Origin of the sequence: Blastopirellula marina DSM 3645, assembly GCF_000153105.1 — a bacterium.
GTDB lineage: Bacteria > Planctomycetota > Planctomycetia > Pirellulales > Pirellulaceae > Blastopirellula > Blastopirellula marina.
This window is the reverse complement of record NZ_CH672376.1, coordinates 3,294,128-3,317,833: the sequence shown is the minus strand read 5'-3', so window position 1 is coordinate 3,317,833 and position 23,706 is coordinate 3,294,128. Positions and strand designations below refer to the sequence as shown.

Annotated in this window: 20 protein-coding genes; 11 read left to right on the top strand and 9 right to left on the bottom strand. The window is 57.0% G+C overall.

Translation table 11 applies throughout. The annotated features are described in order from the left end of the window. The first annotated feature begins 44 nt into the window (after nt 1–44). From DSM3645_RS15395 to DSM3645_RS30925, 5 genes are all read left to right on the top strand, one after another. On the top strand, nt 45–1,013 hold the full coding sequence (locus tag DSM3645_RS15395; RefSeq protein WP_002653149.1) for a DUF1559 domain-containing protein: 969 nt from the start codon (nt 45–47) through the stop codon (nt 1,011–1,013). Nucleotides 1,014–1,133: 120 nt separating this feature from the next. Next, on the top strand, nt 1,134–1,553 hold the full coding sequence (locus DSM3645_RS15390) for a hypothetical protein (protein WP_002653148.1): 420 nt from the start codon (nt 1,134–1,136) through the stop codon (nt 1,551–1,553). A 121-nt stretch (nt 1,554–1,674) separates the two neighbouring features. Next, the gene (locus tag DSM3645_RS15385; RefSeq protein ID WP_050769392.1) at nt 1,675–4,641 is read left to right on the top strand and encodes a PVC-type heme-binding CxxCH protein; all 2,967 of its coding nucleotides are present in this window, start codon (nt 1,675–1,677) and stop codon (nt 4,639–4,641) included. A 69-nt stretch (nt 4,642–4,710) separates the two neighbouring features. Continuing rightward, nucleotides 4,711–6,096, top strand: coding sequence for a hypothetical protein (locus DSM3645_RS15380; RefSeq protein ID WP_002653146.1), 1,386 nt, complete (start codon nt 4,711–4,713; stop codon nt 6,094–6,096). 61 nt (nt 6,097–6,157) lie between these two features. Further along, nucleotides 6,158–6,751, top strand: a complete 594-nt coding sequence (locus DSM3645_RS30925) for a hypothetical protein (protein WP_202594947.1) — start codon at nt 6,158–6,160, stop codon at nt 6,749–6,751. 76 nt (nt 6,752–6,827) lie between these two features. Here the strand turns inward: DSM3645_RS30925 and DSM3645_RS15370 are convergent, their stop codons facing one another. From DSM3645_RS15370 to DSM3645_RS15360, 3 genes are all read right to left on the bottom strand, one after another. Next, nucleotides 6,828–7,640 carry a hypothetical protein gene (locus DSM3645_RS15370; protein ID WP_002653144.1) on the bottom strand — a complete coding sequence of 271 codons (813 nt, stop codon included), beginning with the start codon at nt 7,638–7,640 and terminating at the stop codon, nt 6,828–6,830. A gap of 118 nt (nt 7,641–7,758) precedes the next feature. Beyond that, nucleotides 7,759–8,145: a hypothetical protein gene (locus DSM3645_RS15365; protein WP_002653143.1), complete on the bottom strand. Its 387-nt coding sequence runs from the start codon at nt 8,143–8,145 to the stop codon at nt 7,759–7,761. Nucleotides 8,146–8,592: 447 nt separating this feature from the next. Continuing rightward, nucleotides 8,593–10,872, bottom strand: a complete 2,280-nt coding sequence (locus tag DSM3645_RS15360) for a serine/threonine-protein kinase (RefSeq protein ID WP_002653142.1) — start codon at nt 10,870–10,872, stop codon at nt 8,593–8,595. Nucleotides 10,873–11,110: 238 nt separating this feature from the next. Here DSM3645_RS15360 and DSM3645_RS15355 point away from each other — a divergent pair, with 238 nt between their 5' ends. Next, nucleotides 11,111–11,722, top strand: coding sequence for a sigma-70 family RNA polymerase sigma factor (locus DSM3645_RS15355; RefSeq protein WP_002653141.1), 612 nt, complete (start codon nt 11,111–11,113; stop codon nt 11,720–11,722). Between the two features lie 143 nt (nt 11,723–11,865). Here DSM3645_RS15355 and DSM3645_RS15350 read toward each other — a convergent pair whose 3' ends face one another. Then, entirely contained in the window at nt 11,866–12,252 is a 387-nt protein-coding gene (locus tag DSM3645_RS15350) for a hypothetical protein (protein WP_002653140.1), read from the bottom strand. 299 nt (nt 12,253–12,551) lie between these two features. On the opposite strand from DSM3645_RS15350, the gene DSM3645_RS15345 reads away from it, so the two are divergent. Then, nucleotides 12,552–13,448: a hypothetical protein gene (locus tag DSM3645_RS15345; RefSeq protein WP_002653139.1), complete on the top strand. Its 897-nt coding sequence runs from the start codon at nt 12,552–12,554 to the stop codon at nt 13,446–13,448. A 455-nt stretch (nt 13,449–13,903) separates the two neighbouring features. Next, on the top strand, nt 13,904–15,814 hold the full coding sequence (locus tag DSM3645_RS15340) for an FAD-dependent oxidoreductase (protein ID WP_237564825.1): 1,911 nt from the start codon (nt 13,904–13,906) through the stop codon (nt 15,812–15,814). A gap of 67 nt (nt 15,815–15,881) precedes the next feature. On the opposite strand, the gene DSM3645_RS15335 is transcribed toward DSM3645_RS15340, so the two are convergent. Continuing rightward, nucleotides 15,882–16,256 (bottom strand): carboxypeptidase-like regulatory domain-containing protein, encoded by a 375-nt coding sequence (locus DSM3645_RS15335; protein WP_002653137.1) that lies wholly within the window; start codon nt 16,254–16,256, stop codon nt 15,882–15,884. Between the two features lie 24 nt (nt 16,257–16,280). After that, the gene (locus DSM3645_RS15330; RefSeq protein WP_002653136.1) at nt 16,281–17,246 is read right to left on the bottom strand and encodes a DUF1559 domain-containing protein; all 966 of its coding nucleotides are present in this window, start codon (nt 17,244–17,246) and stop codon (nt 16,281–16,283) included. Nucleotides 17,247–17,902: 656 nt separating this feature from the next. Between DSM3645_RS15330 and DSM3645_RS15325 the strand changes: the two genes are divergently transcribed. Next, nucleotides 17,903–19,252: a hypothetical protein gene (locus DSM3645_RS15325; protein WP_002653135.1), complete on the top strand. Its 1,350-nt coding sequence runs from the start codon at nt 17,903–17,905 to the stop codon at nt 19,250–19,252. Here the strand turns inward: DSM3645_RS15325 and DSM3645_RS31820 are convergent. Further along, nucleotides 19,207–19,557 (bottom strand): transposase, encoded by a 351-nt coding sequence (locus DSM3645_RS31820; protein ID WP_390072407.1) that lies wholly within the window; start codon nt 19,555–19,557, stop codon nt 19,207–19,209. The two genes, DSM3645_RS15325 and DSM3645_RS31820, sit on opposite strands and share 46 nt — an antisense overlap. Before the next feature lie 532 nt (nt 19,558–20,089). Further along, nucleotides 20,090–20,230 carry a hypothetical protein gene (locus DSM3645_RS31365; protein WP_002653134.1) on the bottom strand — a complete coding sequence of 47 codons (141 nt, stop codon included), beginning with the start codon at nt 20,228–20,230 and terminating at the stop codon, nt 20,090–20,092. 652 nt (nt 20,231–20,882) lie between these two features. Between DSM3645_RS31365 and DSM3645_RS15315 the strand changes: the two genes are divergently transcribed. Next, nucleotides 20,883–21,839: a hypothetical protein gene (locus DSM3645_RS15315; RefSeq protein ID WP_002653132.1), complete on the top strand. Its 957-nt coding sequence runs from the start codon at nt 20,883–20,885 to the stop codon at nt 21,837–21,839. A gap of 388 nt (nt 21,840–22,227) precedes the next feature. Here DSM3645_RS15315 and DSM3645_RS15305 read toward each other — a convergent pair whose 3' ends face one another. Next, nucleotides 22,228–22,521 (bottom strand): hypothetical protein, encoded by a 294-nt coding sequence (locus tag DSM3645_RS15305; protein ID WP_040351878.1) that lies wholly within the window; start codon nt 22,519–22,521, stop codon nt 22,228–22,230. Between the two features lie 580 nt (nt 22,522–23,101). Here DSM3645_RS15305 and DSM3645_RS15300 point away from each other — a divergent pair. Continuing rightward, a complete protein-coding gene (locus tag DSM3645_RS15300) occupies nt 23,102–23,404 on the top strand; it encodes a hypothetical protein (protein WP_002653129.1) in 303 nt (100 codons plus the stop codon). Nucleotides 23,405–23,706: the final 302 nt, after the last annotated feature.

Here is a 23,706-nt window from a genome sequence, read left to right as displayed (position 1 = left end):
CATCGATTCATAATTCCGCTACTCTACCCGGGAGGTCGACGCATATGCGCGCCACAAGACATGGTTTCACGCTGGTCGAATTGCTGGTCGTCATCGCGATCATCGGCGTACTGATCGCGCTGCTGTTGCCGGCTGTGCAACAGGCGCGAGAAGCGGCTCGGCGAATCACGTGCACCAATAATCTGAAGCAATTTGGACTCGCGCTGCACAACTATCACGACACTTTCCTGGCGTTTCCCGGCGTGTCGCATAAATGCGCCAACGCGTCCGTCGGAACAGAAGGAACCCATGCTCATTGGACCTGGGGAACGCAGATCATGCCGTTCATTGAGCAGTCCAACACGTACGACATTTTGTCGGCGCCCAATGACTATATGCATGACGCGATTGCTGACGCGAGCCGGTTTGCGATTCTGCAGACTCCGATCAAAGCGTTCCGCTGTCCCTCGGACGTTGGTCCTGATTTGAACTCCAAATATTTGTGCGTGGGAGAGGAGATCGCGCTCTCCAACTACATCGGCTGCAATTCGCCGCAGGAAGTTTGGCGCGGCAAGCCGCGCGGTCTTTTTGTCGCCGGCAGCCGCGTTCAAGGGGATGATTCAGAAAAGCGACGTCAAATGCGCGATGTCATCGACGGCACGAGCAATTCTATTGCAATGGGCGAACGCGCTTGGAAAATCAACGGCGTCGAACTAGGGGCCGGTCTCATCTACGGCATGAGCGGCAATTCGGACGTGCAGTTAGTCGGCGATTATAACCACGGCTTTATCTCGGTGGTCGGCGCCGGTAAACCGCCGATCAACTGGACCTTGACCTGCGGCAGCACTTGCAACGATGTCGACGGACGCGAAGGCTTTTCCAGTCTGCATCCCGGCGGCGCGCAGTTTGTGTTTGTCGACGGATCCGTCAAATTGCTTTCGGAGACGATTTCGCATACGCCTGGCGGCTCGGTCGAATCAACCTACGAACTGTTACTTTCCATTAACGACGGCCTGGTAATCGGCGAGTACTAACGTCCATCGTGATTCTTCCCGAATCTAACATTCCGGCGATCGTGCGGCGAAAGACGCAATTTGTCGATATGACAGCGTTGTCGTCTGGTCGTCCTGTGCATTTAGTCAAGGAAAGCGAACATGTTGCGTTGGAAACTTCAAATGGTCCTGTTAGGCGCCGTTTGCGCGCTTGGCGGCTGTGCCGATAACGGGCCGGCGATTGGTTATGTCGCCGGCGAGATTACGCTCGACGGCGAACCGCTGGAGAACGCGATGGTGTTGTACTCGCCGATAACGCCGGGTCGCCCCTCAATGGCCGTTACCAATAGCGACGGCAAATACGCGCTGACTTTTTCCGGTACGCGAAAGGGGGCGACCGTAGGGGATCACACGGTTTCGATCACCACCGCCCAAGATGCGAACTATGACGACTTTGGGAATGTGACCAACGCCGCGGTGAAGGAACGCGTTCCCAAAAACTACAACACCGATACGCAACAACGAGTCAGTGTCACTGCTGGCGACAACCAAATCGACTTTCACATTTCGTCCGAAAAGTAGTATTTCCGAAAACCGCCTCGCTCAGCGGCGTTCGCTTGGACGTCGTTTCCTGCCTAATTCAACTCGCGTAATGCGACAAATCGTTGTCGTACGCGGAGCCCGCCATTTGGAGCCTTTTTGCATGTCTTTTTCTCTGTTCGCCTGCGGGCGAATTGCTATCGTCATATTTCCGTTGTTCGCGGCCTGCGGTTTCGCCGAAGAATTTGACTTCTCCGACCAACTCCCCCGCATCGCGCCGCGCGAGCCTGCCGAAGCGCTGCAGACGATGCAAGTCGCTCCCGGCTTTCGGGTCGAACAAGCGGCGTGCGAGCCGAACGTGGTGGATCCCGTCGCGATGGCGTTTGACGAAGATGGCCGTCTGTTTGTCATCGAAATGCGCGGTTACTCAGAGGATGACGGTCAGATTCTGGGCCGCGTCCGATTGTTAGAAGATCTCAACGATGACGGGGTTTACGAAAAGAGCACCGTCTTCGCCGATCATCTCTCGTGGCCGACCGCGATCACCTGCGCACGCGGCGGAGTCATCGTCGGCGCGGCGCCTGACATCTTCTTTTTGAAAGATGACAACGGCGATGGAGTCGCCGACCAGCGGCGCGTCGTCTTTACCGGTTTTGGCAAAACCAACGTGCAAGGGCTGCTGAACACCTTCAAATGGGGACTCGATAACCGCATCCATGGCGCGACCAGCAGCAGCGGCGGAGTCGTTAAACCGGTCGTGGATGGAGAGCCGCAAGGAGATGGAATCAATCTCCGCGGACGCGATTTCGCCATCGATACCGGCGCGATGACGATGACGCCGACCAGCGGCGGAGCGCAACATGGGATGAGCTTCAACGACTGGGGAGACAAGTTCGTCTGCTCGAATAGCGACCACTTGCAGCAGGTGATGTACGAAGATTCGTATTATTCCCGCAACCCGTATGTCGCTCCTCCGGCGTCCCGACAAAGCATCGCCGCCGATGGGCCCCAAGCCGATGTTTATCGCACGAGTCCCGTCGAAGACTGGCGCGTGATTCGGACCAAACTGCGTGCCGAGAAAATCGTGCCCGGCGTGGTCGAAGGGGGAGGGCGGCCGGCCGGTTATTTCACCGGCGCAACCGGCGTCACGATCTTTCGCGGCAACGGTTGGCCGGCCCAGTTCCAAGGCAACGCCATTGTCGGCGACGTCGGCAGCAACCTGATCCATCGCAAACAGCTGAATTCGCAGGGGATCGCCTACAGCGGTACGCGTATTGATGAAAAAAGCGAATTCCTCTCGTCGAGCGATATCTGGTTTCGGCCGGTTCAGTTCGCCAACGCTCCCGATGGATCGCTCTACATCGCCGACATGTACCGCGAAGTGATCGAACACCCGAAATCGCTGCCGCCGATGATTAAACAGCATCTTGATCTGACCAGCGGTCGCGATCGCGGCCGGATCTATCGCATCGTCGGCGACACGTACGAGCGCCCGCCGACGCTGAAACTCTCTGAAATGTCAGCCGCTGAGTTGGTCGAGCTCTTGGACGACCCGATCAGTTGGCGACGAGAAACAGCGGCGCGCCTGTTGTACGAACAGAGCGACCGCTCGGCCGTGTCGGCATTGATTTCGCAGGTGACCAAGGGAGCGACGCCGCAAGGCCGCGTCCTGGCCCTTTATGCGCTCGCCGGCTTGGATTCGCTCGATGCGGCGACAGTATCGTCGGCGCTCGGCGATCCCCATCCGCGGGTGCGGCAACATGCCGTTCGTCTGAGCGAGCCGTTGCTCCGCAACTCGCCGGCGCTGCGGCAAAAGGTCGCCGCTTTGGTTAGCGACAGCGACCCGCATGTTCGTTATCAGTTGGCCTTTACGCTGGGCGAATTGCCGGTATCAGAGAAGCAAACGCCGCTGGCGGAACTTGTTCAGACCGACGGCGCCAATCCCTATTTCGCGGCCGCGATTCAAAGCAGTGTCGCCGCAGGCGCCGGATCGCTGCTGGCGGAGCTGATGACTAAATCGGATCCCTTGTCGAGCGGCGAAACGAAGTTGATCCTCGCGCTGGCCAAACAGGTCGGCAAACAGCAGCGCAAGGAAGATGTCGCCGCGATCTTGGCCGCGCTGCCGCAGTTGAACCAAACCAACGCTCCCCTCACGTCGCAATTGATTCAGCAAATGGCCGCCGGCGGCGATTCGACCTTGGCGACGCAGTTGGCCGCTTCGCTTGACGGCAACGGCGCATCGATGTTATCCCGAATGTACGATCAGGCGTTGGCCGTCGTCGTCGATAACAAAGCGCCAATCGACAAGCGAGTCGCTGCGATGCCGACGCTCCGCTTTCGTCCGTTCGACGCCGACCTGTTCGCTGACTTGTTAGAACCGTCGCAGCCGCTCTTGCTGCAACAAGCGGCGCTGCAGACGTTGGCCTATTTCAAATCGGCCGAAGTGGCCGATTTGGTAATCGCACGTTGGTCCGCGATGAGCCCGGCGCTGCGGCAGTCGGCGTTTCAAGTCCTCGCGGCGAATCCCACAGGCATCACGCAACTTCTCAATGCGGTGCAAGCCGAGCAGATTCGGACCGCCGATCTTGATCTGACGATGCTGCAGACGATGAAGTCGCTGGTCAGTGACAAGTTGGCGCTACGGATCGACGCACTGCTGAAATCCGAGACCAAATCCGATCGCGACGCGATCGTTCAGGCCTATCGCGGGGCGCTGCAAATCTCTGGTGACGCGACTCGGGGAGAAGCGGTCTTTTTGAAAAATTGCGCTAGCTGTCACCAAATGAATGGAAAAGGTCATCCGATTGGTCCGAATCTAGCCGCGATGAAAAACCGCGGCGCCGAGGCGATCCTCGTCAACGTGCTGAATCCTAATTTGGAAGTCAATCCGCAGTATCTCAGTTATGTCTGCCTGACCAACGACGGCCGCGCGCTGACCGGCATCATCGCCAACGAGACCGCAACCAGCATCACGCTGCTGCAAGGTGAGAACAAGTCAGAAACGATTCTCCGGATCGACATCGATCAACTTCGCAGCACCGGCGCGTCGCTGATGCCGCAAGATCTAGAAAAGCAAATCGACCCACATGCGATGGCCGACTTGCTTCGTTATTTGCTCGATCAAAACTAGTCGACTTGTCGCCGAAGCGGACTGCGTCCCTTCCATCCAATTCCCTCCTTCCGAAAGATCGCTCATCCTATGCGAAACGCAATCGCCCAACTTCGACGGATCGCGGCCGGCGCTCTGCTGGCAATTACCATCATGGCCTCGGCTTCACCGGCCCAAGAGCTTCGCCTGGCGACGTTCGCCGCGGACGCGTCGCCTCCGGTCGGCAGTCCCTTGGCTTATGTGACGACGCTCGGCGTGACCGAGCCGCTCAGTTGTCGCGGGATCATTCTCGCAGGCAAAAAAACGATGGTCTTTTGCACCATCGATTGGTTAGGGGTCGCCAATCAATCGCAAGATGATTTCAAGAAGGCGATCGCGACGGCCGTGGGGACCACGCCTGATCTGGTCCTGTTGCATGCGCTGCATCAGCACGATGCTCCCCGCGCCGATCATACAACGGCCGATATCCTGCAAGAAATGAACGCGCCCAATCAGCACTTTGATGAGAAGTGGATCCAGCAGGTCGTCCGCGGCGCTGCGGAAGCAGCCCAAGCGGCGACGGCAAACATGCGGCCAATCACCCACTATGGACTTGGTGAGGGAATCATCGAGCAGGTCGCGTCTAATCGCCGGATTGTGGGTGAAAGCGGCAAAGTCGAGTTTACTCGCAGCTCGGCGACGAAGAACGCCAAGGTCCGCGCCATGCCGGTCGGGCTGATTGATCCCATGTGCAAATCGATCAGCTTTTGGAATAACGATCAGCCGCTCGCCGTGCTCACCTACTACGCGACGCATCCGCAAAGCTACTATCGGACCGGCTGGGCCAATCCCGATTTTCCCGGCATGGCTCGCAACGCGCGTCAAAAAGAGACCGGCGTCTTTCATCTCCATTTCAATGGAGCCGGCGGCAACGTGACGGCAGGCAAGTGGAACGACGGCGCAAAAGAGAACCGCCAGGTGTTGGCGGATAAGGTGACCAAGGGGATGAAAATTGCCTGGGAAGCGACCGAAAAATTTCCGCTGACCGCCGACGACGTATCGCTGAAATCGATCGACGTGCTGTTGCCGTGTGCGCTGCATCTGAACGAAGAAAATCTTCTCGCGCTGGTCAACGATGAAAAAGCGTCGGCGTTTGATCGCATGAAAAGCGCCTCGCGACTGTCATGGTGGCGCCGCTGCGATCGCAAAGAGCCGATCGCCGTCTCTTGTCTGTCGATCGGCGACGCACGCATCTTGTTCATGCCGGGCGAATTATTCGTCGAATACCAACTGGCCGCGCAGAAGATGCGGCCTGACCTGTTTGTCGCGATGGCGGCTTACGGCGAGTACGGGACCGGCTACATCGGCACCGAAGTTTCGTATAGCCAAGGAGGCTACGAAACGAGCCCTACCGCGTCGTACGTCTCGCCGCGAGTCGAGCAAGTTTTGCTCAGTACGATCTCGGATTTGCTGCAAGCCGACGACATTTCCAAATAGCGCAGCAGCGCCGTAGTCCCCATTTTTTCGACTTTTGCGGCCCAATCGCGTAAGATAGTACTTGGTAACACAACGCGAATTAGTGCCGCTGGGAGAAATGAACTTGGGATTTACCGTTTATTACCGTTCGACTGAACCTGTTTCGGATGCGAATTCTGTTCGAATTACCGACGGCGCGAGCGCGATTTGTCGTGAGCGCGATTGGCTGAGCTGCGAGCCGGTTCGTTTCTCCAATACGACCGACGGGCACTTAAAAGGGGGAAGCAAACCGAACTTCTCCCCTCATCCGAAAGAGGTCGCCTCTTTCAACCAACAAGAACTGCCCGACGGCACCATGCACGATGCGTTGGAAGTGCTGTGCGAACTTTCGCGCGAGCACGGCGTCAACTGGGAGTTTTCGCACGATCATGACGAAGGCCCGATCGGCTTTATCGTCGCTGGTAAATGTGACGATAATCTGCTCGCCCAAATCGAGGCGCTGGACGAACTGGTGACGATGATCTCCGGCGTCGAGGGCTCCAACGCCGAATCCCCCAATATCTATGTCGAAGATGACCTGGTCGATGACATTATCGACGACCTGGACGATTTCGCTCCAGAAGTCGAAGTGGAGACCGAAGAAGAGGAACCGCCGATTCTAAAATTCCCCGGCTAATCGCCGCGGACAAGAAATAAAACCGCTCATCACGATCGCGTGATGAGCGGTAAAGCTGCAACTTCACTCCATTCAACTAGCGAATGCGAACGGCGGTCTGTTCCGCTTCTCCTAGCTCAAGATCGTCCAGGTCGATCGAATCCATCGGCGAGGTCGGAGCCGCCGGCGCGGTGATCCCACCTTCAACAACCGGCACCGTATCGACCGCCGGAGGCGTCGTCGTTTCGATCGATTCATCGACCACGGTCGTTTCTTCGCCGGCCAGCGGTGCGATTTCGCCACGATTGAGAATCAAAACGTTGTTCACTTCGTTGCATTCAATCAGCTCGTCAAAGCTGTCAATTGCGACGATCAGCGTGTTAAACTCGACAGCGACGCCTGCAGGATTGGGGATCGCCAGGCAAGTGAGCGGCAACTGAATCTGCAGCTCGAGCACCGCGCCGGCTTCGATACGCGGAACCGTCACGATTGCCGTGGGCGAAAAGGGTTGGATTTGGCCGCAAGCGCCGACGACCGACACGCGGAAGTCGCCAACCGGAATTTCGCTGCAGTTCTGCAATTGAATCTGATAGATCGGCCCGGCGCCTTCCCCAGCGTCGGAAATCAGGCTGACGCTCAGCAGTTGCAGATCGCCTGGCTTGGACATCGCGCCCAAGTGGGGATTGTACATCGCTCCGCCGAATCCGACCTGGCCCGACTGACGCAGTATTCGCGTCTGCATCAGCAAGTGAATGACATGGCCGCAGCTATGCGTCCGAATGCCCAACACTTGATCGGTCCGAATACTCTCGGCGTTGATCGGCGCCACGCCGGGCTCGGCGAAACAGTTGGTGATTGCTATGCCCGAGACAAAGCTCAGCGTTAACAAAACGTACTTCCAACGAGACATGATTCCTACTCCGGTATGATTGGATTGATTGGCGTTGTTGGGTTTGGATTCAAAAAGAGCCCGACGGCCGTCAACGGCACGTCGGGCTGCAAAGGTTTGGGTTTCTTCACGGCTCGGCTTAGTAGCAACCCCAGTAGCTGGTGTAGCAAGGCGTGTAGCAGACCGGAGCGTAGTAAACCGGACGATAGCAGCTGTAGTAAGGACGGTAGCAGTTGTAGCCGTAACCATATCCATGGCCGCCGTATCCGCCGCCGTAGCCACCATAGTTGCGGTAGCCGTAACTGCGATATCCAAAGCTGCGGAAGCAGGCCTCGACCGCTTCATCTTCGCTTTCGGCGCCGGCATTGCTGGCCAACTGGTCGACGTCGATGTCAAAACTTTCGTCGACGATCGATACGTCAGCGTCTTGAATGTTGCTCAGATTCAGCCCGAGGGTGTCATCCGCACGCAAAGCGACAGTGAACAAAAAGACCGGAACGATCGCAAACAAAACTTTCTTCAACATGGCTTGGTTTCCTGGTACGGCGTGGTTTGGTTGAAGGTCAACTGATTCGCCGTGTTTTCAGTTGACTTGGTTAACTTGTTACTCTGCACAGCGGTAAGCCGAACCGTTTGTTACACCCATTCCCAGAAATATTTCAGGCGGCGAGAAATGCCGAGAAAAGACCACGAATAACTTCCCGCCAGCGCTAGGCGTCATGCTCTTGCGGTTTGAAGTTGCGGTATTTTGCCAAACCACGTCCGGTTGGCCCGGATAGCTCCGCTATCGGGGCGGCGCAGCCGTTAGAGGCATTGGTTCCCGGTATGCAGTTCGGGGCCATTTCGCCATTTCAAACGGTGCGGCAACCGCCGCTCTAGGTCCGACCACGGCTCGATGCCTCTTACCGACTTTGTCGGCCCCGATAGCGAAGCTATCGCGGCCAACCGATGAAATAGCGCAACTTCAAAACGCTTACGAGCGGCTAGAATCGCGCGTATCGGCGAATAGATCGGCCGTTTTCAGCAGCGCTTCGATATCGGCATGCACCGAGCGGGACAAACTGAGCGCAAATCCAAAGCCGATGGCGCCGGCGGCGCTAAGCACTTTGAGCGCTAAGCTACTGTGCGGATCGTCCACATGCCCGGCCGAGAGCAGCAGCATCACGCCGGCGGCGGGGACTCCGCCGGCTAAATAGAGAAACCAGTCCATATGTTTCGCCATCCAGCGCAGCTCTCGAACGTCCGATCCGCTTAGCGGCTCCGCTTCTAACAGCGGCGGTATAAATGCGCGAATCGCGAGCGTCGACAAAAAGAAGAAGGGATAGGCCGCGGCGATCATGCCGCAGATCAACAGAGAGCCAAGAAAATGAGCGTACCATTGCCGCTCGAGTCCTCCCAAGATCAGGTGCAACGCAACCGGATAGGCGATGCCGGCGATCGTCCATTCGGCGATCCCCAGATAGCTGATAAATCGACCAATCCGAAAAGCGCGCCGCCGCGCCAATTGCAGATCGGTCGGCGGTTCTTGATTCAGTACATGACGCAGCCCTTTGACAAAGGGCCAGATATAAAATCCCCCCAAGATGATCGCCAAAGGAAATGCGATCGAGTTGATGACGAACTGGACATTCCAGAACACGTCATACGAATGGGTCCCTTCCAGCTTGCGAATGATGGCCTGATCGTTGTATACGAAGTTGAAGAACCCGGCGATGGCGTTCGGTCCAATGCCGGCGATCGTTGTCGCCAGCAACGGATGTCGCGACGCGAGCGCCAACAGGCCCCGTTTCGAGCGATCTTGCAGTCGCGCGACGCGCGGTTCGAGACAAAGCCCCAAATCTCGCGCGAGATGATCGGCCGTTTGATAGCGATCTCGCAACTCGGGCTGCAAACAGCGGCGCAAGATCGCTAACAACCGCCGGCCGACGTCGTCAGTCGGCATCTGTTTCGGTTGCGGAGTTTGATCGCGACGAATATCGGCCATCCCCAGCAGCGACGTGTACCAACTGCCGACGATCGCTTCGTCGCCAAAGGGGCGCTCGCCGAACATCAGCTCCCACAGCAAGACGCCGAGCGAAAAAACATCGCTTCGCCCGTCCAGGTCGCTCGCCTGGCGATGATGCTCGGGATGGCACGCTTCCAACTGCTCAGGCGACATATAGGCAAGACTTCCGCCAAAGTAAGCGGCAGGGCTCGTCCCTTCCAACTGCGAGCTAAAGCTAATGTTGAAGTCGGCTAGTTTCGCCGTGCCGTTCGCTTCTAACAAAACATTGGCCGGCTTCACATCGCGATGCAAAATTCCCTGCAGATGGGCGTAATGCAGGGCGCTGGCCAATTCCATACCGATTCGACAGGTAATCTCAGACCAAGGGCGCTCGGCCAGTTCCGACTTTAGCGGAACATTTTGGGCCGTGACGACCCCTGTTTTGTCAAGCGTCTCGGCGATCGTCTCCGCCAACAGGCTCGCGTCGCGGCGTTGTTTTTGATTGCCGTCCCGAATGACGCCGTGTAACGTTCCGCCGGCGACAAACTGCATATAAAGCAGACGGAGGTTTTCGCCTGGCAAGCGGCATTGATCATAGACGCGGACGATGTTCGGGTGATCCAGCTGGGCGAGCGTCTGCGCCTCGGTCCCCCGGTCCATCGAAATCTTCAGCGCCACCAGCCGCTGCATCGTCTCTTGTCGCGCCAGAAAGACGCTGCCAAACGCGCCGGCGCCCAAAGCCGACATCAAATAAAAGTCCCCCACTCGGTCGCCGGTCACAAACTTGGCGTGCGCGCGGCCATCGGACAGGGATGTGGTCATCGTCTCGCTGTCCAGCTTGAACAAGCGAACGATCGCGTCGGCTTGGCCAGGAAATCGGTTCCCGTATTCGTGGAGATCGACCTGTTCGCCTGACGTTTTGCGGACGTGGTATTCCTCGAAGATCAGGTCCGTCGGCATCCCGTCAGGGCGACTTAGTTCCGGAAATCGCTCATGATAATCTTCCAAGCGAAGAAAATCGCAGTTGCGTTGCCGCCGATATTCCATGTCGATCTTGATCAATTCAATCAAGACCATCCGGCGAAAGACGCCGTGCTCGGGGGGCAAATAGTCCACCAAACGCGGCGGCAATGAATCGGCTTCCCATTGCTCGAGAAACCGCTCCATAAACCCAGCCAGCGCATCCCAGCTTGCGCCAGCATCTTCCAGCTTCAGCGGAATCGTCGGCTGATCGTCAATATTGATTTTCGGTCTACCTTGCAGTCCCATACTTCATGCCTGCGCCAAAAGTGCGCCACGACGGGGCCACCGATTTTCGCCCGCTACGAACCGGATGACAAGTGAAGAGAAAAAAGTGAGACCGTTTTATTTCCAATTGTGGTAATATCAACCGCACCGAATTTACCCAGTTTATGATTTTGGCTCGCATCTCTCTTCGTAGCCCGAAGCGCCAGCCAAATTTCTTCCTGCACAACTTCAAAACCGATCATTACGGAGCGACATTCTTGTGAGCGATGAAGCGGCGCTTGTCGAACAAATCAGCACCGGTGACGTGGATGCGTTGGCGATGTTTATCGATGCGCGAAAACATCATCTGATGGCCTACATTCATCGCCGCTTGGGGCCGGCGCTCAAGTCGAAGGTCGAAGCGGAAGATATCTTCCAGGATTCGAGCGTCGAAGCGGTCCGCGCCATAACTCCTGAGTTTCCCGGCGACAAAGACCCGTTCTCGTGGCTCTGTCAGATCGCCGAACGGAAGATCGTCGATGCGCATCGCCACCACTTTGGCGCACAAAAGCGAGACGCCGGGCGCGAACGTTCGCTAGACGGGCGTCCTGCAGGGGGAGCTGGAGAGGTCGGCCTGGTCAACTTGCTGGTCAAAAGCATGACCACTCCCAGCAAGGCCTTTTCGCGAAACGCGCGCGAATCACGCCTGCAAGCCGCTTTGGCCGAGCTGCGGGAAGATCAACGCGAAGTGATCCGTCTGAAATACGTCGAAGGCTGGCCCTCGAAAGATATCGCCAATGAACTGGGCAAATCAGACGCCGCCGTCCGCGTGTTGCTCACTCGTACGCTGAAACAACTGCAAGCCGTGCTGGCCGAGCAAGAGTTGCGCTAGTCAGCCGTAGGGCCGGCTGGGCGGACTATCCGCGCCGCACGTGGTTCGTGGTCCGCTACGACGATCCACAGCGCATCAAAAAAGCCCGACGGTCGCGAGGGACCCGTCGGGCTCTGTAAGTTTACGCGTCGACGCGGTGGTGCTTAGTAGCAACCCCAGTAGCTGGTGTAGCACGGGGTGTAACAAACCGGAGCGCGGTAAACAGGGCGATAGCAGCTGTAGTACGGACGGTAGCAGCTGTAGCCGTAACCATAACCGTAGCTGCGATAGCCGTAGTTGCGATGTCCATAGTTACGGTAGCCGCGACTGTGATAGCCGAATCGACGGAACGAAGCTTCAATCGCCTGATCGTCGCTTTCGCTGCCGGCGTCGGCCGCTAACAGATCGAAGTCCAGATCAAAACCTTCTTCGACGATCGACACGTCCGCATCTTTGATGTCGCTCAGGTCAAAGTTAAGCGAGTCATCGGCTCGCAGAGCGACCGAGAACAAGCAGACGGGAACGATGGCGAACACGATTTTCTTCAACATGACTTTGATTCCTCAATCGGCGTTGGGTTGGCTGGAAGTCAACTGAATTGCCGTTCGTTTCAGTTGACCGAAGTTGCGTTGATACTCTGCAAAGCGACAACCCGCGACGTTTGTTACACCCTTTCTCAAAAAACGTTCATTCGCGGGGCTGCTCGCTCTCGGCCTTATTAAAGGGGGCGTCAAAAAGGGTGGCGCACCCCCGGCAGCAAAATCTGTAACAAACGGCCGCGGTTCTCGCTTCGCTAGATAGAGCCCTTCGCTACCCAAGAAAATCGAAATTCATAATCGCAGGTAATCTCATGTTCAAAACGATCGCCCCCCTGGTTTGCGGCCTGATCGCAGCGCTCGCTTCTGTCGGTCTGGCCGACGAAAACGACCTGTTTTCCGGCGTCCGCACCGACGCCGTCTTTGTCGACAGCTCGTCGAAAGGGACGATTTCGCCGGTTGCGCGAATCAATTCGACCGACCAACTGAACCAAATGCTGACCGCAGCCGGTCTCGAGAGCAAAATCGCCGGTTCTCGCGTCGTGCTGGTCAAAAAGGCATTGGACGACTGGGCTTTCAACGTTCTAGTGACGATCTCAGAAGACGAGATGAGCATTGGACTTACGATGCCGCTCAGCACGCTTAAAGACGAAGCAAAGCTGAACTCGCTCCAGTTATTGAAGCTGCTGGAAGCGAATCAACTGCATGCTCCGTCAGTTTTCACCTTCAGCACCCAGCGAAAACGAACCGAGCTGTTCCGCATTTTGCCGAACGAGTCGATCACCGGGCAAAAGCTGCGCGACGAAATCAATCGTCTAGCGGTGCTGGCCAAAGGGACCGTCGACCTCTGGAAAATGCCGAGCGCCGAAGCCCAAACGACCGACGCCGCTGCGACTACTCCGGCGACATCGATCTCCGCCGCGGCGCTGATCGGCGCCTGGAGCGCCGCGAAGTCAAAGACCGAAGCGTTGGCGATCCGCTTTGACGCCGACAGCAAGTTTCAGTTGGTCTACGTCAAATCGGGCAAGCAAACCAAATCGAAAGGGACATTTTCGCTCCAAGCCGGAACCCTCTCGCTGGTCGGCGACGACGGAATCCGCTTACAAGGCAAGCTCGCCATCACCTCGGCGACTAAGTTCACCTTCACCCCATCAGCGACCATCGGCACGCTTGAGTTCAGCAAAGCGACCAACCCGCAGGCCGCCAAGTAGGCCTTCACAATAACCGCTGCGATCCTTGGGTAGCCCGGGCTGTAAGCGTTTTCTAGACTGCCTCCTAGAAGCGTTTGCAGCCCGGCATTTTTGTTGGCGCCTCTGACGTCGAGATGCGAAACGCCAGCCCGAGGCGCGAGCCGAAGGAATACGGCTCGCCACTTCAATCCGTGTTGGGATCTCCAACTCTATTCCCTTGCTTGCGCTGCGGGCTAGCGTGACGATTTTTGGTTGATTCCGAACCTGTTTTCGGTTCTTCACCGTGTTCGATTCTTCTTGAATCGCCAAATCGCGCACAACTTCAAAACCTACTCCTCGGGCGAATATCCAAGTTAACTGAGAGTCGCTGTCGGGACTCGTATCTCGCTTTTGCAGCGATTACGATAATGGATGCCAATCCTGCCGGTCTTTCCTCGCGTTTTCCGCGCGATCCTCGCATGCCCCGGGAAAGAAACATGAAACTTACCATCGGTTCGCTACTGTTGCTGCTAGGACTCTCTAGTTGCCTCTTCGCCGCGCCTCGCGACATCCAAACCGATGTTTGCATTTACACGGCGACTCCTTCCGGAATTTTGGCGGCGATCGCCGCGAAGCGGGCCGGACAAAAAGTGGTGATCGTTGAGCCTGGTCGCTGGGTAGGCGGCATGCTTGGCGCCGGACTCAAGCCGATGCAAGACTGTCCCAACTACGCCGCTACCGGCGGGATGACGCACAAGCTGCTGAAGAGCTTAGGGCAACCGGCCGCTGGTCCCCCATTGCCGACCGGCAAGCTGAGTCCCTTGCAGATTCGGGACGACTTTCTTGCGCTGCTCGAGAAGCACGGTGTCCCGGTCATCTACGAGCATCGTATTTCCAGCTGTCAAAAATCGGGGGCCAAGATCGAAACCGCGATCTTTGATTTAGCGCCGTTTGACGCACTCGGGGTCCCCATCGCCGAGCCGACCGTACGCAATCATCTGCAAGTGCGCGCCAAGGTTTTCATCGACGCGAGCTACGAGGGAGACCTGCTAGCCGCCGCCGGGTGCGACTATCGCGTCGGTCGCGAAGCGACGACCGAGTTTGACGAAGCTGCGGCTGGGGTTCGACCCGTCGTGCAAAAAACGCCCATCGATCCCTATCGTGTCGCCGGGGATCCCAGCAGCGGTTTGCTTCCTCTGGTCGAAAAAGACCACGGTCTGCCGATCGGCGCCGCCGACAATCACACCCAAGCTTATAACTATCGCTACTACACGACCGCCGATCCGGACCATCGTGTAACAATCACGCCGCCGACCAACTACCAAGTCGAAGATTTTGAACTGGTCGGACGCTACGTCGCCTATCTCGCCGCAACCGAAAAAGATCCGAAACGTTTGCGTGCTCGCCTGGTCGGCATTTGGCCCGGCTGGATGAACTCGCAAGAGTGGAACTATCAACGCGCTTCGTTGATCTCGATGGCGCCGCTAGGAATTAGTCAAGACTACGCCGCCGGCGATTATGCCGCCAAGGCCCGCGTTTGGAAAGCACATCAAGATTACCTCCGCGGCCTTTATACGTTCATGAAGTCCGACGCACGCGTACCGCAATCGTATCGCGAAGAGATCAGCCAACTCGGGCTCGACGATCGCTTTCATCCCGAGACCGCCGGCTGGCCGCATCAACTTTATATTCGCGTCGCGCGGCGCCTGCAGGGGCGTTATGTGATCACCGCGCACGACGTCTACAATCGGACGCAAGTCGACGATCCGATCGGCTTGGCGCAGTACGGTATCGACACTTACCCGTCGCGCCGCATTGAGGTGCAAGACGCAGAGCGTACGTGGGTCGCCAACGAAGGAAACATGTTCGTCGGCGGTAGCCGCGGACCGACGAACGTTCCCTATGCCATTCCGTATCGCGCGATCACGCCGCAGCCAGAGCAATGCACGAACCTGCTCGTTTCGGTCTGCTTTTCGGCGAGTCACTTGGGCTATGCTTCGGCCCGGATGGAGCCGGTTTTCATGATCGCCGGCGAGTCAGCCGGCATCGCCGCCGCCCACGCAATCCAAGAACAACAGCCGGTGCAGCAAATCGACAAGCAAGCGTACGCCGCAGCGCTGCACGCCGCTGGTCAAAAGTTGAACTGGGATCCGTCCGTCGATCCAAGCAGCGCCGGCGGCGCTGCCAAAAAGCTGGACTTCGCCCTGTTGCTGGAAGAATGCGACCAAGACGCCGACGATCTGGTCTGCGCGGCGGAATGGAACATCGGCAAGCCGAGCTTCGATTGGCTTTTCTCATTCATCGACGCCGACAATAGCGGCAAGATCGAAGAACAAGAGTATGCGTCGTTTCAGGACTATAAGGCTCAACATCCCCGGTGGCGAGAGACGATCGCCCCAGCGAAGTAGGCAAAATGACGAATAAAAATGGGCAGCGCGGCCAGCTCGCTGTGATGACCGCGCCGCCCGATGTTCACTACATGTCGATCGCAAACTCAAACGTCGTTTGCTGCTCTGATACGACCGCATGCAACGGGCTATCCCTACTCGCAAATTTCTCGAACTCTGGCGCGATTCCGAGGCCGTCCATCGACATGCGAAGCACGCTGACGGTGTACTCGCCGGGCAATATTTCGTTGATCGTGAACTGCCCCGTCGAGTCGGTGACCGCTCGCCCCAGCGTTTTGGTATCGGGCGAATGAAACGTCACCTCCGCCTCTTTGCACGGTTTTCCGTTCATGGTGATCTTGCCAGAAATCGTCAGGAAGTTCCCTGGATCGATCTGCTGAGAACATGCTCCGGCGAACAACGCCAGAAAGATGGCCGTCAAGCCAATACAGCGGTTATTCATGGCGACTCTCCTACGGACTTGCGACTAAGGAATTTGGACCACTTCGCCCCCTTGGGGCGTGCCGAGGGCGAACCACATGCTGCCGTCGATCACATCCGGGACAAAGTGAACGCTGCCATCCATAAAGCCGCCGTTAATTCCGCCGGGATGATAGCTGCCGACCGTCGAATTGTTTCGCCCCCACGACTGCCCCACTCCCCAGGTCGCAAGCGGACTATTGGGCGTTCCGTTGGAGTTGATCGTATAGCCGATACTTGCTTGAAATTCTCCGTTAAACCAACTCCGCCCAAAATTCTGGGACGTGTTCGCTTCGATCACATAATCGCGATTCGGCGCAAACTCGCCGATCACCATCGTATTGCTCAGTCCGTCGACGATTGCCTGCATTCGCATCGCGGGCGCGACCAACGTCGCTTGCTCTAAAGGGATCGGCGTCGCGCCTGAATAGGTATGCTTCAAGCCCCAAAAGATCGAGAAGACGCCGCCGTTGGGCGGACTGTAACGGCCGCATTGACCAAAGCCGTGGCTCGACATCGCCAACGGATAATTGTTCGGTCCGTCGGTGCTCAGATACGGACCAAGCTCGGAACTGGGACACTCATAAGTCGAGACCCGCGTCGCTCGGACCGCGGCGTTGTGCGCGTCTTTCATGCCGTACAGAAAGTCGATTTGATCATACAGATTTTGCTGCTCAAGATAAGGAAGTAAAAATGTATGCAGGGTATGGGCGTACGGATTACTCTCATCTTTTCCGCACGTCGAAGCAGTCGTCGTATGATCGACGGTCACGCCGCGCGGAATACGTCCGCCGGTCATGTCCATGTAAGAATGGACTCCCAACAGCATCTGCTTGATGTTGTTGGTGCAGTGGGCGCGGCGAACCGATTCGCGGGCCATCATCACTGCGGGGAGAAGCAAGGCAATCAACACGCCGATAATCGCGATGACGACCAAAAGTTCAACCAACGTAAACGCTTGACGCTTTGTCATTGGAATGTTCCCAGAAGGAAAGAAGGATGGGAGAATATTTACACGCGCAAGAAATCACCTCGGGAGGAAATAAAGGGGCCGGCAAGCAGGCATGATCGAAGCTGCTGGTTGCGATAATCGTCGCGAACCCGTGCTCGCATAGTCAGACAGGATTTGCGTTTCGCAAAGGAGGGATCGTGTCTGCTGATTAGGACGTCAGCGGGGTAGGCTGCGATGGGGAGAAAAGACGTTCTCGTCGATGCCAACCCTTTTTTATACGGTTGATCAAGATTGTGTCTTTCGGGTCAAACCTAAACCCATTCAGCACGCTCGAAAAGCAAATTATTCGGCTGCGCGGCCAATTTTTGAGAAGTTTTCTAACGCTTTGCCGGTGAATAATTACCATGACGTAGTTAGATATAGCGGATTCGCCGCAATCTACCACATTGTCCATGTTGTAACGGCGTTATCCCGAAAAGTTGGTAGTCTGATGAGCTGCGGAGGTTTGCCGAAAACGATCCGGTTCCACCGCACAAACTCGTCGGCGTCACTCTTTGCAAATACAACCGACTAGTTTTCGCGCCGCCGATGGCGCTAAATAGACGTAGGGTCCGCGATGCGGCCCTGGCCCCTTAATATCCACACCGTTCCACCCTCCTTAGCCCTCACGTGCAACTATGTCTCAACTGATTTGTCGTCTCGCTTCGCTCGGCTTCCTCTTGCTCTGCGTCGCCGCGGCGGATGCTCAAAATGCTCCCTATGACAACCCGCCGCCGGTCGCAGCGCCCTACTATCGCGTTCGCTACGAAGCGTCGACGAAGCCCGGCGAGTTGATTTATCCGGTCGCCTATACCGTTTGGATTCCGTCGCAAGTCGAAACGCTCCGCGGCGTGATCGTGCATCAACATGGTTGCGGCGAAGGTTCGTGCCTGTCAGGTCAAAGCGGCGCCTTCGATCTGCACTGGCAAGCGCTCGCCGCCAAATACGATTGCGCGCTGTTGGCCGCGTCGTATGAGCAACCGGAGGGAACCGATTGTCAGATGTGGTGCGATCCGCGCAACGGATCGGCCGCCGCGTTTCAAAAGTCGTTGACCGACTTGGGCGCTATGACCAAGCATCCCGAACTCGCGACCGTGCCGTGGGCGCTGTGGGGACATAGCGGCGGCGGTCATTGGTGCGGCGGCATGGTGATGCTTTATCCCGAACGAATCGCGGCCGCTTGGCTGCGGTCTGGCGTGCCGTTGTTCGAACCGATCGCCGGCCGCAACATCAAGCCGCACGAACTTCCCCAAGCCGCTCTCGAAGTGCCGCTGATGTGCAATCTGGGAACCAAAGAAGGCGTCACCGTCACCGACGGCCGCTTCTCGGGCGCCTGGAACAGCAACAAGACGTTCTTCGCAGCGATGCGCGGCCAAGGCGCGCTGCTGGGCGTCTCGATCGATCCGCGGACGAGTCACGAATGCGGCAATCAGCGCTACCTGGCGATGCCCTGGTTCGACGCGTGTCTCGCCGTGCGACTCCCCGCGAAGTCCGGCGAACCGCTGCGTCCCTTTCCGCCCCAAGACGCCTGGCTAGCGCCGCTGCCGACCGACAAGGGAGAAGCGACCGCGCCGGTTCCTGCCGACCAATACACAGGCGACAAGTCGACCTCAATCTGGTTACCCAGCAAAACCGTCGCCGACGCCTGGTTGCAGTACATGACCGATACCCAAGTCGCCGACACCACTTTGCCGCCGGCGCCCACCAACACTCAACTCACTGGCGACCAACTGACCTGGAACGCAACCGCTGACCTGGAAAGCGGCGTCGCTTACTTCGAGATCCTCCGTGATGGCAAGACCATCAAGACCGTTCCAGAGGATCCAAAGAATCGATTCGGCCGCCCGATCTTCCAAGGTCTACAGTACAGCGACACGCCGGCGGTCCCGCTGGTCGAAATGCGCTGTACGGTAGAGCCGATCAAAAATGGCGCCGCCAATCCCTACACCGTGCGCACCATTAACACGGCAGGCCTGATGTCCAAATAGAAAAGGGGACGAGGGGTCGGCCACAGCGGATAAGCCCAGGTCAATTGACATCTGCGCGAGGAATTCAAAGCAAGGCCCGCACTACGGAAATGGCTGTGTAACAAGTCTTCACTAGCGGCTTGATCGTCAAAATCTTCGTGGACGCCGCCAGCTAAATTGTAAAAATCTTCGGCCGGCCAGTTGTAGAGTCGCCCCCACTTGGTCGTTGGCCAGACATGCTCGACGGGGTTTAACTCGGGGCAGTACGGCGGCAGCCATTCAAACTTCGCGCGGGTGTGCCATGGTAAGACATCTTCTGAAGATATATCCTCTAGAATTCGGCAGACACTTCACGGGTGACGAAGTATCGAAGATTTGCAGTCAACTTCTTAACGAAGACGGGATTTCAGTTGTACCGGAGTCCATAAAGATTCAGCAATTCGACGAGATTCGATTCGTGAGTTGCGGGAATAACCTTCACCGTGTGAAGTGCCCGCTTTGTGGAAAGCAAGTGGAAATGGGAACATGGCAGGATTTGCTGAACACTGCCTGTTCAAGACCTGGCGGTTACGACCCAACCGAATCTCATGCACTTCCTTGTGGTCACAGCTTCCCCTTGCATTCTCTGGGGTATAAAGAGAAATGTGGCTTTGCCAGCGCTGTGATCTCCGTTCAACCGGTATCTCATACTTGGATGGGCTGGTTGAGAGAGTTTCCTTGGATCGATTTTGTTGCGGCGACTTACGATGAATAGGTCGTACATGATCACCTCACGGTTTGGTGGATCGTTCTCAAGCGGCGGTCAGGTTGTACAGCCCACGATCGGTAAAGGGTAAAGAACACGTGCTAATGCTTCGCTCAGCGCCACATTGCTGAAGTCGCTGAATCGTCAAGATGCGCCAGCATCAAGACACCTTCACGGCCAAGTTGTAGGGAATATTCGATCTGGACCGTCAGGCACATCTGCTCGACTTTGACCAATCGGCTGAAGGTTTCCATCGTTCTACCGCAGCGGGCTCTTCTTTCATGAAGACGTGGGCCCGAATTTTTTGCGATTCGCCTAGTCTCTGCGATTCCAGACTCACTTAGCCGCGTTTGCCCCAATCCCCGCTTTTCTTCTACGGCGTCGCGAAGTCTCTCCACCGCCGTTTCTTCCGAAGGATGTTGGATCGCAACCATTTGCTCCGGATTGTACGCCGCGCGCATCCAGGCTCGGCGTCAACGCTCCCAACAGGCTTGTCTGTTGGATCGATCTCTTCGCGAATGAAACGGCCGAACAACGGATTTATCCGATCTACGACGCCACGGGTAACGTCGTTGCAATCGCCAACGACGAAGGCGAGGTTCTCGAACGCTATCAATATGATCCGCGCGGCAACGTCGCTTATCTTGTTATCTTGACAAGGACTTTCTCGAAAAAGCCGGGCCGAGTTCCCAATACAGCTGGCGGCATCTGCTAGGCGGAACTCGCAAGGATCCTTCTGGTCTTTACTTTGCCGGAGCCTACTTCCACTCCGCACTTGGTCGCGCGCTGCCGCTGGGCCCCATCTCCGTCATTCCAGAAAGCCAGCTCAACGCCCAATCGCAAGGCTTCCCGCTCGGCGGTTGGCGTCCTCCCACGTCGGGAGCGACCATCTCCGGCGAAGCCTGGATGAAATGGTGGAACGAAGCTTCCCCTTGGCTCAAGCTGGGCGTCGGCGTTGCTGGACTTGTTGTTGTCGGCGTAATCGCCATCGGCTTTACCGCGCCGGCCGCGCTCGCTGTTGTGATGGCTGGCGCCGTCGTGGGAGGCGCCAACGCGTATAACGAATCGCGACTTCATGGCGGCGATCACTTTGACCGCTTCATGAGCGCTGGAATTGGCGCCGCCTTTGGAGCTATATGCCCAGTAAGGGCGTTTGGTGGAGCGATCGGTTCGGTCGTTGTTGGCGGCGCAGCATCGTTAAGCGGCGCCAGCGATAGTCAAATTGCAACTGCGTATTCGGCAGGCGGCATGATTGGCGGCCTGGCCGGTGGTTTTTATAACGGCGCAAAGGCTCTTGAGAACGCAACGTTGCGCTCGCGACTGGGAGCTGGTTTAATAGCAGTTGGGCCTGACCTGCTGGGCGGCGGCATCGGCGCGATCGGCGGCTATTGGGCCGACGGCTCGTCGACCGGGGCGTTGCATGGCGCCTTCCTCGGCATGATGATCGGGAGTGCTGCCGGCGGGTTGTCGCGAGGAGTGTGGGGGACAAGGCGGGCGGTTATTGCGGATGGTGTTGCCCCAACAAGTGCAGCAGATGACTTTGTAAATGGTTGGCGGCGTTTGAGTGTTGACGATGTGCCGCTACCAGCCGGTGTCAAATCGACATTCCGTGGCGGAACGGCGGTTGGCAAAGTGTTTGAGGAAGATGTCGTTTTGTATCGGGTCTATGGCGGGACAGCTGGTCGAACTGGTAGTTATCTCACAAGAGTCAAGCCCCGTTCGCCGTCCGAAGCCATCAAGAAACTAGCACTTGATCCCGATTGGGGAAACTCGGCTGTCCACCTTTTTGAAGTTGAAGTGCCGAGGGGTACTGTAATTTGGGAAGGGGCAGCCCGTCACCAAGGGACTTTGCGTGGCGGTTGAAACCAAATCTGGATTTCACGGGAGCAACCTGTCGATGATTGGTTTAAGGTGATTCTGTGGGGGAACTAAATGGATAGAGCGATTTATGACGCACTGAAGAGACTGAAAGTAGCCGCGAACGGGAGTGACGATTCCGAAGTGCCTGAGTGGCTTCGAGAGAGGGTCACAGAGAACGTATCAAAACTGATCGAAGAGAATGCGTCGAATCGAAAGGTTGCCGAAAAGCTCACGGGTGGGTTGCGTGCTATAATGGATGCTTCATCGCCTAGTGACGATGATCCGCTCATCTGCCAAATGATTTCGATAATCGAGGTGATTGAGTTGGTGTCAAACGAAGAGTGATGGTGCTGTCGGTTTCCGCATCACGATCTTCGCAGGCTGTGCTGGTTTAAAAGGTTGCAGCTTGGCCGATTGAACAGACTTCCACGGCTTGAACACCGGCACGCCTGACGGCGGCTGCTTTGGCTTTTTGCTCAAGCTCTTGTTGACCGCTGAATCCCGTGGCGACCGGTTCAGCTTCAACAGCCCGATAACGGCATCCACCTAGTTTATACTTCTCGGCCACCGGTTCTGCGGCGGGATGGGGGCAGGCATAATAGCAGTTGGGCCTGACCTGCTTAGCGGCGGCATCGGCGCGATCGGCGGCTATTGGGCCGACGGCTCGTCGACCGGGGCGCTGCATGGCGCCTTCCTCGGTATGATGATTGGGAGTGCTGCCGGCGGGTTGGCGCGAGGGGCATGGGGGACAAGGCGGGGGTTGGCGGCGGATGGTGCTTCCCCAGCAAGAGTGGTAGCAGCTTCGACAGACGGAGCGTCAAATTCGCTGCTGCCAGTTTCGTCGTTGAATCGACGACAATTGCGAGTTCACAATTCCCTCACCGAATCAGGAGCAACCGGGCGGTTCTTGAAGCGTAAGATCTCGATGACTGATCTTCGTGCTATCGGAAGAGTCACCGGTGATGAGTATTCTGTTTACACGCTGGGTGGGCGCAGGTTTGTCATTCGAGGCTACGGGAATGAAATCAGAGTAACTGAGTCGATGGCAGCGGATTTGGCGGCTGGCCAATATGGTCGTTGGTCCGGTCACACGCATCCACCAGGATATGGAATCGGCGCAAGCACATTCGATCGATGGAGCATTTCTGTTGGTCAAGAACGAAGCGCACTATGGGGAGATGGGGGCTACATCATTTTCCATCAGACTCCGGCAGACGACTATACGTTCGAGAGCGCCCGCCGAACCGAACTTATGAGGAGGTGGTATGAACGGCAGCAATAATCAAGTGCGAATGGACGGCGAAACGGCTATGGCGTTTGCCGGACACGACTTCGAGCAGCGTCACCCAAAACAAAGCTGTCCTGATTGGTTGGGCCGTTGCACTACCATCGGTTACAGCAAGGATCAAGCAGGCAGATTCGTTGTGAGTTTTGCCGTCACGCCCAAGGCAACGAACGATGCTGTGAGCTACTTCAAAGTTGCTATTGATTCTGTTACGGCAGAGACCGAAGTCCTGCTGGACAGAGACTTGGCCGACTTTTCAGGCGAGGATTTGCAGGGGCATTGAAGACGTTGTCTCGCATTTCTGCATCACGATCTTGGCAGGCTGTGCCGGTCTGAACGTCTGGAGCTTTGCCGGTTGAGCAGGCTACTACAGCTTGAACATCGGCACGCCTGACGACGGCGGCTTTAGCTTTATTCTCAAGCTCTTGTTGAATGGCTGGATGGCACTGGCCAGCAGGTCATTTTCGTTGTGCCACTGGCCCTTTTCAGCCAGTGGCTTCACTCCGAGTGCGGCGATTGCACTCCAGCGTTATCGAACAGGCCAGGCGGCGGAAACGATAAGCTTGGCAGGCGAGGATCAACGAT